The sequence below is a fragment of the Streptomyces sulphureus DSM 40104 genome (assembly GCF_000381025.1).
Lineage (GTDB): Bacteria > Actinomycetota > Actinomycetes > Streptomycetales > Streptomycetaceae > Streptomyces > Streptomyces sulphureus.
Genome location: NZ_KB905814.1, coordinates 434,176 through 447,836 on the forward strand (window position 1 = coordinate 434,176; position 13,661 = coordinate 447,836).

Sequence of the window (13,661 nt, forward strand, 5' to 3'; positions counted from 1 at the left end):
CCCGCCTTCTCCATGTCCGAGAGGCTATGGGGCTCCGTGAGCCGGGCGCAAACTATTTTCCGCCGGTCTCCGTAACATCTTCCGTGACATCAACCGGACGCGTCTCCTCCGCACTCGAGACCGCTCCAGGGGGCGTCGCCCCGTCATGTAGCGAACGAACATTGCTACGTACACGGCTCGTTGGGTGCACGGACGCTCGGATCTCGTCAGTTCCGCTCGGTGCCTCCGTCGGCGGCTGCGTCTTCGTCGGGCGCCTTCTCAGCGGGTGCTGTTTCGGAGGCCGTCTCCTCCGCGCCTGCCGTCCCTCCGGTGGCGAGGAGCTCCTCGCCGGAGCAGAGGGCGAGGACATCGCTTCCGTAGCGGTTGAGCTTGCGTGCTCCGACGCCCGGGATGCGGCTCAAGGAAGCGGCGTCCTCGGGGACGTTCTCGGCGATGGCGAGCAGGGTTCGGTCGGTGAAGATGCAGTACGCGGGCTGGCGGAGGGCCTCGGCCTGCTCGGAACGCCAGTCGCGCAGGCGCTCGTAGAGGCGCTCGTCGAGCTCCGAGGGGCAGTCCTCGCACCGCATCAGCTTCATCTCGCCGGGGTGGGTGAGGGTCCGTCCGCACACCCGGCAGACGGCGGGCGCCCGCTGCCTGCGCGCTCGCGGCACCGGGGCCGTCCCGCGCTCGATGCCGCCGGCGCCGCCGGATGTGCGGTGGGCGCCGCGCGAGGCAGTCCCCGGGCGCAGCCCTTCGAGGAAGCGCGAGGGGCGGCGGCCCGGGCGCCCACCGGGGGTGCGCGCGAGCGCCCAGGAGAGCGCAAGGGTTCTGCGCGCGCGGGTTACGCCGACGTAGAGAAGGCGGCGCTCCTCCTCCACCTGCGCCTCCGTCTTGGCGTGTGTGAGGGGGAGCATGCCGTCGGTCAGGCCGACGAGGAAGACGGCGTCCCACTCGAGTCCCTTCGCCGAGTGGAGCGAGGCGAGGGTGACCCCTTCCACGGTCGGTGCGTGCTGGGCGTTGGCCCTGGCGTCGAGTTCGCCGACGAGGTCCCCGAGGGTGGCGTTCGGGCGGGCGGACGCGAACTCCTCGGCGAGACGCACGAGCGCGGAGAGCGACTCCCAGCGGTCCCTCACCGCGCCGGACCCGGCGGGCGGCTCGGAGCTCCAGCCCTTGGTGCCGAGGACGGCGCGGACCTGCGAGGGGAGGTCGACGGCCGTCTCCACGAGCGGGTCCCTTCCCCCGGCGCGGGCGGCGCCGCGGAGGGCGACGCCGGCCTCGCGCACCTCGGGGCGCTCGAAGAAGCGCTCGGCACCCCGGAGTTGGTAGGGGACGCCGGCGTCGGCGAGCGCCTGCTCGTAGATCTCGGACTGGGCGTTGATCCGGAAGAGGACGGCGACCTCGCTCGCCGGTACGCCCGAGGCGAGGAGCTCGCGGATGCGTTGTGCGGTGCCCTCGGCCTCGCCGGGCTCGTCGCCGTACTCGGTGAAGGTCGGGTCCGGGCCCGGGTCGCGCTGGGCGACGAGTTCGAGGCGGTGATCGGCGGCGCGCCCGTGCGCCTGGGAGAGCAGGCCGTTGGCGAGGTGGACGACCTGCGGGGTCGAGCGGTAGTCGCGCACGAGCTTGACGACGGTGGCGCTCGGGTGCCGGACGCGGAAGTCGAGGAGGTGGTCGGGGGTGGCGCCGGTGAAGGAGTAGATGGTCTGGCTGGCGTCCCCGACCACGCAGAGGCTTTCGCGCTCGCCCACCCAGAGTTGGAGGAGCCGCTGCTGGAGGGGGGAGACGTCCTGGTACTCGTCGACGACGAAGTGCTGGTACTGGGCGCGGACCGCGTCGGCGACGTCGGGGCGCTCCTGGAGGACGCCTACGGTGAGCAGCAGGACGTCCTCGAAGTCGATGACGGACCGCTCGCGCTTGATCTGCTCGTAGGCGGCGTAGATTCCGGAGGTCTCGCCCGGGTCCCTGGGTGCCTCTCGGCCCGACTTGGCCAGTGCGGCCGGATAGTCGTCGGGGACGGTCTGCGTGACCTTGGCCCACTCGATCTCGGCTGTGACGTCGCGGAGCTCGCCCCGGTCGAGGCGGATGCGGTGGCGCGCGGCCGCCTCGGCGACGAGCTGCGCCTTGCGCTCGACCAGACGCGGCAACTCCCCGCCGACCGCCCGCGGCCAGAAGAACTGGAGCTGCCGAAGCGCCGCCGAGTGGAAGGTGCGGGCCTGGACCCCGGCCGCTCCCAGCGCACGGAGCCGACCGCGCATCTCGCCCGCTGCGCGGTTGGTGAAAGTGACGGCGAGGACGCTGGCGGGCTGGAAGACGCCGGAGCGCACTCCGTACGCGATCCGGTGGGTGAGGGCTCTGGTCTTGCCCGTGCCGGCGCCGGCGAGGACGCAGACCGGGCCGCGCAGGGCAGTCGCCACCTCGCGCTGCTCCGGGTCGAGGCCCTCCAGGACAGCGTCGGCGTCCGGCGGGGGCGGGGCTGCGGGGCCGCCCGTCGCCGGAGTGAAGAGGGTGGGGTCCGTCGCTGCTGTCACCCCGCCATGCTGCCAGGTAAGGCGAGACGGACGGGCAGGCTGTCCACAGTGGGGCTGCTGCGGTACTACGAACTCCCGGGGCTCCACGGGTACTCGGACGCCCCTGCGCGGGGAATGGCGGTGGATGCCCGTACGTTTCCTCTTGTGCACCGTCCGAGGTCTCGGTGCACCCGGTGCCGGCAGGGGCCGGTCGACGACGAAGGAGCAGAGGACACATGTCGGGCAGCGTGACGATGTACAGCACCACCTGGTGCGGCTACTGCCGCAGGCTGAAGGGCCAGATGGACCGCGAGGGCATTTCGTACTCGGAGGTCAACATCGAGAACGACCCGGCCTCGGCGACCTTCGTCGAAGAGGCCAACGGCGGCAACCAGACGGTGCCGACGCTCCAGGTCGTCCCCGAGGCGGGCGGTGAGCCGGTCGTCCTCACCAACCCCAGCCTCATCCAGGTGAAGGAGGCCCTCGCGAGCTGAGCGCCGCCGGCCGCCCCTCTCACGCAGGGGCGGCCGAGCTCCAATCACCGCAAGCTACGAGGGAGTTCGCTTCCGAAGCGCTAGCTCGACCGGGTGCGGGGCAGCGGGCCGCCGTACCAGCGTTCGACGAGGCGCGACGCAATCGAGATGCCGGTCGGCGGAAGCACCCTTCCGCGCTCGATCGACTCGGCGAGCTCCTCCCGCGAGAACCAGCGGGCCTCCTCGATCTCGTCCCCGTCGACCTCGATCTCCGGCGAGACCGCACGTGCCATGAAGCCGAGCATCAGGCTCGAGGGAAACGGCCACGGCTGGCTGCCCACGTACTCGACGGGGCCGACGCCGACCCCGGCCTCCTCCTGCACCTCGCGCCGGACCGCGGCCTCTATCGACTCGCCGGGCTCGACGAACCCGGCGAGCGTGGAGAACCTGCCCTCGGGCCAGTGGACCTGGCGGCCGAGGAGCGCCCGGTCCTGGTCGTCGGTGACGAGCATGATCACGGCAGGGTCTGTGCGCGGATAGTGCTCGGCGCCGCAGGCGGTGCAGCGTCGGATGTGGCCCGCGGCCGCGATGACGGTGCGCTCGCCGCAGCGCGAGCAGAAGCGGTGGGTGCGCTGCCAGTTCTCCAGGCCGACGGCGTGTGCGAGGAGTTCCCCGTCGCGCTCCGAGAGGGCGCCGGCCTCACGCAGCCCCGCGGGCCGCGCGAGGTCGTCGAAGCGGCCGGGGAGGGTGTCTTTCTGGATCGCGAAGTAGCGGACGCCCTCGGTGTCGGTGCCGAGGAAGTAGCGGTGGGCCTCGGTGTAAGGCGCTTCGAAGGCCGGGGTCGTCACCAGTTCGGTGCGGCCGTCCTCGGTGTCCTCGACCAGGGCCGTGCCGCCCGAGACCACGAAGACCCGGGTCGTCGGGTGGCTCCAGGCCGCGGCGAGCCAGGCTTCGTCGAGTCTGTGGTGCGAGGCGCGGTCGATGCCGCCGGTGCTGCTCAGGCAGATCGATGCGGCCGGGTCCGCGGCGGGTACGGTCTCCACGCCGTCGCCTGCGGTGTGGTCGGTCGAGGTGGTCACTGCTGCTTTCCACTCCTCCTTGATCGGAGTCGGTCGGGGGCCGGTCGTCCGCCGGGCCTCGGATGACGGAGTGCGTACGGTCCGGTCAAACGCCGTCCGACGGGCGCCACTCGGCGAGCTCGCTCCACAGGTAGGCCGCCGTCTCCGCGCCCTTGAGGAGGAGGTCGAGTTCGACCTTCTCGTTGGGTGCGTGCCAGCCGTCGGACGGGACGGAGATGCCGAGGAAGAGCACGGGCGCCCCGAGCACGTCGCGCAGGTCGGCGGCCGGGCCCGAGCCGCCCTCCCTGGTGAGCCCGACGGAGGTTTCGAAGGCGCGGCCCATCGCGCGGAGGAGGGAGCGCAGCGCGGGGTGGTCGAGCGGGGTGAGGCAGGGGCGGGTGGAGCCGCCGGAGGTGATCTCGTGGCGGATGCCAGCCGGGAGGCGCTCGGCGACCCAGGTGCGGAGGGCGTCCTCGACACGGGCCGCGTCCTGCCCCTCCACGAGGCGGAACGAGAGCTTCAACTGTGCAGCGGAGGGGACGATCGTCTTTCCGCCGGGGCCCTGGTAGCCGCCGCCGATACCGTTCACCTCCGCGGTGGGGCGGGCCCAGACACGCTCCAGAGTGGAGTAGCCCTGCTCTCCGAGCGCCGCGTGCGAGTGCGCCGTACGGAGCCAGGCGTCCTCGTCGAACGGCAGCTCGGCGAAGAGTCGGCGCTCCTCGGCGGTGAGCTCCACGACGCCGTCGTAGAAGCCGGGGAGGGTGACCCGCCGCTCGTCGTCGTGGAGTGCGGCCGCCAACCGTGCCGCCTCCGTCGCCGGGTTGGGGACGGCGCCGCCGAAGGAGCCGGAGTGGATGTCCTGGTCGGGGCCTGCCAGGTCGATCTGGAGGTCGAGGAGTCCGCGCATGCCGGTGCAGACGGTGGGCGTCTCCCGGCCCCACATCCCGGTGTCGGAGACGATCACCGCGTCGCACGCGAGGCGCGCGGCCCGGGCCCGGAGGAGGTCGGCGAAGTGCGGCGACCCCGACTCCTCCTCGCCCTCGACGAGGAGCTTTAGGTGTACGGCGGGGGCTGTGCGGCCCGTCGCAGCGAGGTGCGCGCGGAGGCCGAGTGTGTGGAAGAACACCTGGCCCTTGTCGTCGGCTGCGCCGCGTGCGTAGAGGCGGCCCTCGCGCTCCGTCGGCTCGAACGGGTCGGTGAGCCAGCCGTCCTCGACCGCGGCGGGCTGCACGTCGTGATGGCCGTAGACGAGGACCGTCGGCGCCTCGGGATCGGACGCCGGCCACTCGGCGAAGACGGCCGGAGCGCCCGGCTCCGCCGCGGTGCCCGTCTCCCAGACCTCCGCGGTGGGGAAGCCGATCGAGGCGAGTCGGGAGGCGAGCCACTCGGCGCTCTTCCGCACCTCGCCCGCCCGCCCCGGTTCGGCGGAGACGGAGGCGATGCGGAGCCACTCGCCGAGTTCGGTGAGGAAACCGCTGCGCTGCTCGTCGAGGAAGGCGCGGACGGCGCTCTCCTCGTCCTGGGAGAGGGTGGTCATGACACCGACCCTATCCGGCATCCGGGCGACCCCGGGCATCCGAGCCCGTCGCCGGGGAGAGCAGGCGCTCCAGCTCCGCGCGCTCCGGCAGCCGGTCGGGGCGCTCCACCTCGCCGCTGCGGACGTGGACGAAGACGGCGTCGACGGCGGAGAGCGGAACGCCCTGCTGTTCGGCCCAGGCGAGGCGGTAGACGGCGAGCTGGAGCGGGTCGGCGGCGCGGCCCGTCTTCCAGTCGACGATCTCCCAGCGGACCCCCTCGGGACCCCGAGTGCGGTAGACGGCGTCGATCCGGCCGCGGACGAGCCGGCCGGCGAGGACTAGCTGGAAGGGGGCCTCGACGCGGTACGGGGCACGCCTGGCGTACTCGGTGTGCTCGAACGCCTCCTTGAGTGCGGAGAGGTCGCGCTCGTCGGTGATCTCCGGCTGGTCCTCCTCGGCCTCGGCGCCCGGGAGTTCGTCCGGGCCGAGCATCGGAAGCGTCAATTCCTCGAAGCGCGACTCCACCCAGGCGTGGAAGCGCGTACCCCGGCGCGCAGCGGCCGGCTGGGGAGGCCGGGGCATCGGGCGGGCGAGCTCGCGGGCGAAACGCTCCTCGTCCGCGGCGAGGCGGAGGAACTGGGAAGCGGTGAGGGTGGCGGGGAGGGGGACGTCGCGGACGGCTGCGCGCGAGCGTTGCAACTCCCGCGCGAGCGCGTCGAGATCGCCGTCCCAGGAGCCGACGAGTTTCGCCTCCTCGGGGCTGAGGAGGGCGGTCTCCTCCGCGCCGTCGTCCGGCGGTACCGGCTCGGGCGGTTCTGCCTGGCCGTGTTCGTGCTGCCGGGGCCGGGCTTCCGGGACGTGGGGCGGCCCCTGCTCGTACGGCTCCGGTTCCGGTGCGGAGTGCCGGTCCGAGGCGTGCGGTATCGGGTGCGCGGTCGGACCCGGCTGCGGAACGCTCAGCTCCGGTCCCGGGCCGGACCGTCCGTCCCAGGCGTGCGACGCCGGGTGCCGCTCGTCGGGCTGGGCCGGCTGCCCAGTCGGGTCCGGCTGCTGAACGTTCAGCTCCGGTTCCGGGTCGGGCTGTCGCTCGTAGGCGTGCGACGCCGGATGCCGTGAACCTGACGGGGTCGACTGCCCGGACGGGTCCGGTTGCCCGACGCCCGGCTCCGGCCCCGGGCCGGACTTCCTATCCCGGGCGGAGGACACCGGACGACCCTCGCCGGACCGGCCCGACCGCCCACTCCCGTCCGGCCGCCCGACGCGCGACTGCGATCCCGAGTCGGGCCGTCCGTCCCAGGTGTGCGACGACGGATGCCGTTCATCAGGCCGATCCGACCGCCCAGTCGGGCCCGGCCGCCCGACGCGCGACGCCGGTGCACGGCCGTCCTCGGTTCGCGGTGCGGAGCCCGGAGCCGGCCCGTGGACGTCTCCGCAACCGCGCTGGGGGACGGCCCCGGAAACCGGATCGGAGCCGCGCTCCGGCACCAGTCCTCGTGAGTCCGCTAGGGAGGGATCTCCGGGCGAGGAGGCCGATCGGTGGTCCGAATCCGGCGCAAGCTCCGGGGCAGCCGCCTCCTCCAGCGCGAACTCCCCCTCGGCTGCGGTGCGATCAGGCGCCCACAGGCCCACCTCTTCGGGACCGGGCGCCTCGCCCGCCCCGGGTGACGGCCGCTGCCCGGGGGCATCGGACGGGTCACCCCGCTCCAGCCGGTCGAGGACGGAGCGTGCCGCCTGTCGGCGCAAGCGGAGCGCATCGGCGTCGAGCGGGAGGGGCCAGACGGGGTCCTCCTCGGGCTCCTCGAGAGCCGGGTTCTGCGCGGTGTCGGGGGGAGGCTCCGCCCAGTGGTCCACCTCGCCGGCCGCCGGACCGGACTCGCAGTGCGTTCGGAGTGCCTGGAGGAACGCGGAGGGGCCGCGGCGCCGCTTCTGCTCCGGGCCCCACCAGTGTCCCGACCCGAGCAGGAGCGAGCGGGGGCGGGTGAAGGTGACGTAGCCGAGGCGGAGTTCCTCGGTGGCCTGGTGTGCGCGGAGGTCGGCGTCGTACGTGCGCAGGGACTGTGAGGTCCACTCCTCGACGGCGGGCAGAGTCGCGGCGTCACCGCGCAGCGGATGCGGGAGGACGTGGGCCCTGGCGAGCCAGGACTCGCGTGGCTGCTCAGTCGGGAAGCGCTTGGCGACGAGGCCCGGTACGGCGACGACGTCCCACTCCAGGCCCTTCGCCTTGTGCGCGGTGAGCACCTTGACGGTGTCCTCGCCGCCGGGGAGCGAGCTGTCGAGGCCCTTCTCGTACTGCTCGGCGGCGCGGAGGAAGCCGAGGAAGGCGAGGAGGGTCGCCTCGCCGTCGAGCGAGGCGAAGCCGGCCGCCACGTCGAGGAACTGTGCGAGGGTCTCCCGGCGGCGGGCGGCGAGCGCCTGCGGGGAGGCGGCGAGCTCCACCTCGAGGCCCGTCTGCGAGAGGACCCGATGGAGGACGTCCATGAGCGGGTCGCCGAGCGAGCGGCGCAGTTCCCGCAGTTCGGCGGCGAGCCGGGCGAAGCGGACGCGGGCCGCGGGGGAGAACGGGAGGCCGTCGTCGTCGAACTCCGGGTCGAGGAAGGTCTCCAGGGCGTCGGCGAGAGAGCTGAGCTCGGCCGGGTCGGTGCCCTCGACCGCGGCGGCGAGGCGGGCGTCGGTGTCCTCGGGCCGGGCGGGGGCGCCTCCGACGAGGAGCCGCGCGCGGCGGCCGAGGAGCGCCAGGTCGCGCGGGCCGATGCGCCAGCGCGGGCCCGTGAGGATGCGGACGAGGGCAGCGTTGGCCGTCGGGTCCTGGAGGACCTCGCAGACGGCGACGAGGTCGGCGACCTCGGGGAGGTGCAGCAGCCCGGAGAGCCCGACCACTTCGACGGGCAACTCCCGCTCCACGAGCACCCGCTGGAGCTGCGCGAAGTCGCCGGCGCCGCGGCAGAGCACGGCTATCTCACCGGGCGGCGTGCCGGTGCGTACGAGGTGCGCGAGCGAGTCGGCGAGCCACTCCAGCTCTTCACCGTGTGTCTCCAGCAGCGCGCACCGCACGCGGCCGTGCTGCTCCGCGCCCTCGGCCGGGCGGAGCGCCTCGACGCCGCGGTGGCGCTCGCGGAGCGGGGAGGCGAGGCCGTTGGCGAGGGTGAGGAGCCGGCCGCCGCTGCGGCGGTTCTCGCTGAGCGCGAGGCGGGCCGCGGGGGCGCCGTCGACCGCGGTGAAGTGCTGCGGGAAGTCGTCGAGGTTGGCGACGGAGGCGCCGCGCCAGCCGTAGATCGCCTGGCAGGGGTCGCCCACGGCGGTGACGGCGTGCCCTGTGGGGCCGCCGAAGAGGCCGGAGAGGAGGACGCGTTGGGCGACGGAGGTGTCCTGGTACTCGTCGAGGAGGACGGCGGGGAACTCCTCGCGCAGCGCCCGGCCGACCTCCGGAACGTCCCTCGCGAGGCGGGCGGCGAGGGCGACCTGGTCGCCGAAGTCGAGCCGGTTGTGGCGCTCCTTGCGCGCGCGGTACTCCGTGACGAGTCCGAGCAGCTCCCGCCTGCCCCGGGCCGCCCGCGGAACCTTGCGGAGCTGCTCGTTGCCAAGGCGCACGCCCTCCAACTCGGCGAGGAGCCCGGCGTCGAAGGCACGCAGCTCCTCCGGGGCCACGAGGTGCTCGGCGAGCTCGGAGTCGAGCGCGAGGAGCTGCTCGACGAGGGTGGGGACGGAGGCGGTGAGCTCCTCGAAGGGGCCGTGCGCCTCGCGTACGACTGAGGCGGCGAGCTGGAAGCGGGTGGCGTCGGCGAGGAGGCGGACGTCGGGCTCGATGCCGAGGCGCAGGCCGTGGTCGGTGAGGAGCCGGCCGGCGAAGGCGTGATAGGTGGAGATCCGCGGCTCGCCGGGGGCGGCCTCCGGGTCTGCCGGGTCGGTCTCGGCGATGCCGGCGCGGAGCAACGCCTTGCGTACGCGTTCGGAGAGTTCGCCGGCCGCCTTGTTGGTGAAGGTGAGGCCGAGCACCTGCTCGGGGGCGACCTGCCCGGAGCCGACGAGCCAGACGACGCGGGCCGCCATCACCGTCGTCTTCCCCGAGCCCGCACCCGCGACGATCACCTGCGGGGCCGGCGGCGCGACGACGCACGCCAACTGCTCCGTGGTGAAGGGGATGCCGAGGAGCTCCTTGAGCTGCTCGGGATCGCTGAGGTGAACGGGCACGTCCACGACGGTAGTACGCACCACCGACAGCCGGCGTCGGCTACTCCACCACCTGCCGCCCCTCGGGCCGTGCCGAGCACGCGCGGCGGAAGGCGCAGTGCTCGCAGTGGCGTCCGGGGCTCGGCGTGAACCGCTCGTCGAGCACGCGGCCCGCGGCCTCGGCGAGGAGGTCGCCGACCCAGGCATCGGTGCCCTCGCCCTCCGTCCCCTCGCCGAGCGGAGGTTGGTGCTGTACGGCGGGGAGCGCGTCGCCGCCCTCCTTGGCAGGGGCGCCGAGGCGGAGGTGCACGAGCGAGGCGCCTCCGGGGCGCGGCTGCTCCGGTGACGCGGTGTCGAGGAGGCCGTCGGCGGCGCCCTCGCGCACCGCCAACTGGTAGACGGCGAGCTGCGGATGGGAGGCGACCTCGGCGGAGGTGGGCTTGGCGCGGCCGGTCTTGAAGTCGACGACGTAGGCGCGGCCCGAGGCGTCGCGCTCGACCCGGTCCATCGTGCCGCGGATGCGCACCTCGTACTCGCCCGCCTTGAGCGTGACGTCGAACCCGTGCTCGCTGCCCGCAGTTTCGCGACCGGCGGCGCGCTCGGCGACGTGCCAGCGCAGGAACCGCTCCAGCGCGGCGCGCGCGTTCTCGCGCTCCTGCACCGACCGGAACGGCGCCTCGAAGCTGAGCCCCTCCCATACCGAGTCGAGCCGCTCCAGGAGGACGTCGAGGTCGGCCGGGGTGCTGCCGGAGGCGACCTCGTCGGCGAGCACGTGGACGACGTTGCCGAAGCCCTGTGCCGCGGTGGACGGGGTGTCGGCCTTCACCTCGCGGCCGAGGAACCACTGGAGGGAGCAGACGTTGGCGAGTTGGTCGAGGGCGCTGCCCGAGAGCGCGACGGGGCGCTCGGGGTCGCGGACCGGCGCCTCGGAGCGGGTCGGTTCGTACAGCCCCCACCAGCGCGTCGGGTGCGCCTGGGGGACGAGTGCGTTGCCGTCGTCGTCGCGGAGGGCCGCGAGCCGGGCGAGGCGTGCGGCCGCCGCCTCGCGGAGCGCCGAGGAGGCCGCGGGATCGACCGTGGTGGCCCGGAGTTCGGCGACGAGCCCGGCGACCGAGAGCGGGCGGCGCGGCCTGCCGTGCACGGCGGCGGGTTCCTCGCCGAGTTCGGCGAGGAACCGCGAGGGCTGGTCCCCGTCGTCCGCCGCGGAGCGCACCGCAGTGACGACGAGCCGCTCGCGTGCGCGCGTCACGGCGGTGTAGAAGAGGCGTCGCTCCTCGGCGAGGAGGGCGCCCGGCGGGAGCGGTTCGGCGATCCCGTCGCGGCCTATCCGGTCGGCCTCCAACAGCGAGCCGCGCCTGCGCAGGTCGGGCCAGAGTCCCTCCTGCAGCCCTGCGACGACGACGAGGCGCCACTCGAGCCCTTTGGCCCGGTGCGCGGTGAGCAGGCGCACCGACTCGGGGCGCAGGGCGCGTTCGGCGAGCGTGTCCGCCGCTATGTCCTGCGCCTCCAGCTCTTCGAGGAAGTTGCGCGCGCCCCGGCCGCCGGTGCGCTCCTCGGCCCTCGCGGCCACTTCGAAGAGGGTGCAGACGGCGTCGAGGTCACGGTCGGCGTTGCGTCCCGCCGGCCCGCCGCGGCGGGCCGTGCGCTCCAGACGTTGCGGCCAGCCCGTGCCGTCCCACAGCGTCCACAGCGCCTCCTGCGGGCCTGCGCCCGCGGCGAGTTGGCCACTCGCACGCGCGAGGAGCGTGCCGAGCCGGTACGCCGCTCGCGCCGGCGCGCTCGCTTTTCCCTGGCGCTCGTGCGCACCGTGCGCGCCGAGGCGCTCCGGTTCCGCGAGCGCCTCCGCGAGGAGCACGTCCGACGGACGGGGTACGCGCGCGCCCGCCGCGCGCTCTTCCTCACGCAGCGCGCGCCCGAGCCGGCGCAGGTCCGAGGCGTCGAGGCCGCCGAGCGGGGAGGAGAGCAAAGAGAGCGCGGGCTCGGTCCCCGCGCCTGCGGACGTCCCCTCCGCTGCCCAGCGCAGCGCCGCCAACAGCGGTGCCACGGCGGGCTCGTGGCGCAGCGGCACGTCGTCCCCCTCGACGTCGACGGGAACGCCGGCCGAGACGAGCGCGCGCCGCATCGACGGCAGGGAGCGGCCGCCCGCGCGGACGAGGACCGCCATCTCCCGCCAGGGGATGCCGTCTTCGAGGTGCGCGCGGCGCAACAGGTCGGCGATGTTGTCGAGTTCGGCTCCCGGCGTGGGAAAGGTGAGGACGCGGAGGTGGTCGCCCTTCTCCTGGCGCTCCTCGGCCGTGAGCGCGCGGTGCGCCCGTACGGATTCGGCGGGCAGCCGTCCCAGCGGCATGCGGCGGGCGACCTCGCGGGTCGCCGCCAGCAGCCGCGGCCCGAAGCGGCGGCCCGTACGCAGCACGGAGACGGGCGCGGGCCGCCCGTCGGTCCGCAGGAACGCCGAGGGGAAGTCGAGGATGCCGTTGACGTCGGCACCGCGGAACGCGTAGATCGACTGGTCCGGGTCGCCGAAGGCGACGAGCGAGGACCCCGGCGCAGCACGTCCCGACCCCGTACAGGTGAGCGCGCGCAGCAGCCGCACCTGTGACGGGTCGGTGTCCTGGTACTCGTCGACGAAGACGGCGTCGTACGCACCGCGCAGTTCCGCGGCGACCTCGGGACGCTCGGAGAGCAGGACGGCGCGGTGGACGAGCTCGGCGTAGTCGAGGACGCCCTGCGCGTCGAGGACGTCGAGGTACTCGGCGAGGAAGGCGGCGGCCGCCTGCCAGTCGGGGCGGCCGGCGCGCTTAGCGAAGGCGGCCAGCTCCCGCGGGCCCAGGCCGAGCTCGCGGCTGCGGGCGAGGACGGCGCGCACCTCGTCCGCGAAGCCGCGGGTCGTCAGGCAGGCGCGCAGCTCGTCGGGCCAGCGGATGGCGCCGAGCTCCTGCTGGCCCGCGAGGAGTTCGCGAATGTGGAGGTCCTGCTCGGGTCCTGAGAGCAGCCGCAGCGGCTCGGCGAAGAGCGCGGCGTCCTGGTGCGCCCTGACCAGCGCGTAGCAGTACGAGTGGAAGGTGGTGGTGAGCGGAGGGCGGAGGGCGGGGCCCGGCTGCTGCTCGGCGGCGAGCCGCGCGGCCGTCGCGTCCCTCAGCTCGGCGGCCGCACGGCGGCTGAAGGTGAGCACCAGCAGGCGCTCCGGGTCGGCACCCGCCCGTATCCGCTCGACGACCGACTCCACGAGCGTGGTCGTCTTGCCCGTCCCCGGTCCGGCGAGGACGAGACGCGGGCCCTCGCGGTGGTCAACCACCGCCCGCTGCTGTGCGTCCAAGGCAGGAGCGCGCGCCGGCTCAGCGACGGTGCGCACCAGCCGGTATGCGCCCGGCGCGGAGCCGGGGCGAGGCGCGGAGGCCGGATCGGCCGGAGTGGAGGGGCTCACATGGATCGCCTAGGGGTGCTGTGCCGGACGGTGCAGACGCTACGCCGCTCGGCACTCGTGGCGCACTCCGGTGCGCCTGCGGGTCCGCGCGGGGGCGCGGGCACCCGGGGGCGGGCGCCGGTGGGCTCCGCCTCAGCTCTGCACGTCGCCCTCCCAGCGCGCGCTGCGCATGTCGATCCGGGGTGTGTGCTCCTCGGCCGCGCCGGTGCGCAGCCGCAGGGGTGTGCCCTCGGCGCGGTAGGCGGCGAGCGCCTCGCGTTCGCTTCCGGCGAGCAGGACGCCGTCCGCGCGCACGACGCGCCACCAGGCGACGGCGCCGCCGTAGAGCGCCATCACCCGTCCCACCTGACGCGGTCCGCCCTCGCCGAGCCACTCGGCGATGTCCCCGTAGGTGAGAACCCGTCCGGCCGGGATCGCCTCCGCGACCTCAAGGACCTGCTCCGCGTACGCGGGCAGTTCGCCCGCGCTGCCCCGCCCCTCACTTCCGTGCATGGAGGCCATGCTGCCGCACGCCACCGACAACCGTGCGCGGACCGCGG

General features: G+C 74.3%; 7 protein-coding genes. 1 reads left to right on the forward strand and 6 read right to left on the reverse strand.

Features of this window, described 5'->3' with window-relative positions; genetic code table 11:
* Positions 1-206 precede the first annotated feature (206 nt).
* Positions 207-2,504, reverse strand: coding sequence for an ATP-dependent DNA helicase UvrD2 (locus tag F603_RS0106195; RefSeq protein WP_019545142.1), 2,298 nt, complete (start codon positions 2,502-2,504; stop codon positions 207-209).
* A gap of 215 nt (positions 2,505-2,719) precedes the next feature.
* Between F603_RS0106195 and F603_RS0106200 the strand changes: the two genes are divergently transcribed.
* A complete protein-coding gene (locus F603_RS0106200; RefSeq protein ID WP_019545143.1) occupies positions 2,720-2,977 on the forward strand; it encodes a glutaredoxin domain-containing protein in 258 nt (85 codons plus the stop codon).
* An 80-nt stretch (positions 2,978-3,057) separates the two neighbouring features.
* On the opposite strand, the gene nudC is transcribed toward F603_RS0106200, so the two are convergent.
* From nudC to F603_RS0106225, 5 genes are all read right to left on the reverse strand, one after another.
* Positions 3,058-4,035: an NAD(+) diphosphatase gene (gene nudC / locus F603_RS0106205; RefSeq protein WP_019545144.1), complete on the reverse strand. Its 978-nt coding sequence runs from the start codon at positions 4,033-4,035 to the stop codon at positions 3,058-3,060.
* An 85-nt stretch (positions 4,036-4,120) separates the two neighbouring features.
* On the reverse strand, positions 4,121-5,551 hold the full coding sequence (locus F603_RS0106210; RefSeq protein ID WP_037955462.1) for a M20/M25/M40 family metallo-hydrolase: 1,431 nt from the start codon (positions 5,549-5,551) through the stop codon (positions 4,121-4,123).
* 10 nt (positions 5,552-5,561) lie between these two features.
* Positions 5,562-9,719, reverse strand: coding sequence for a UvrD-helicase domain-containing protein (locus F603_RS35515; protein ID WP_051096138.1), 4,158 nt, complete (start codon positions 9,717-9,719; stop codon positions 5,562-5,564).
* A gap of 40 nt (positions 9,720-9,759) precedes the next feature.
* Complete coding sequence (locus F603_RS0106220; RefSeq protein WP_425426950.1) at positions 9,760-13,122, reverse strand: ATP-dependent helicase; 3,363 nt, start codon at positions 13,120-13,122, stop codon at positions 9,760-9,762.
* A 132-nt stretch (positions 13,123-13,254) separates the two neighbouring features.
* Positions 13,255-13,623 (reverse strand): MGMT family protein, encoded by a 369-nt coding sequence (locus tag F603_RS0106225; protein WP_019545148.1) that lies wholly within the window; start codon positions 13,621-13,623, stop codon positions 13,255-13,257.
* Between the last annotated feature and the right edge of the window lie 38 nt (positions 13,624-13,661).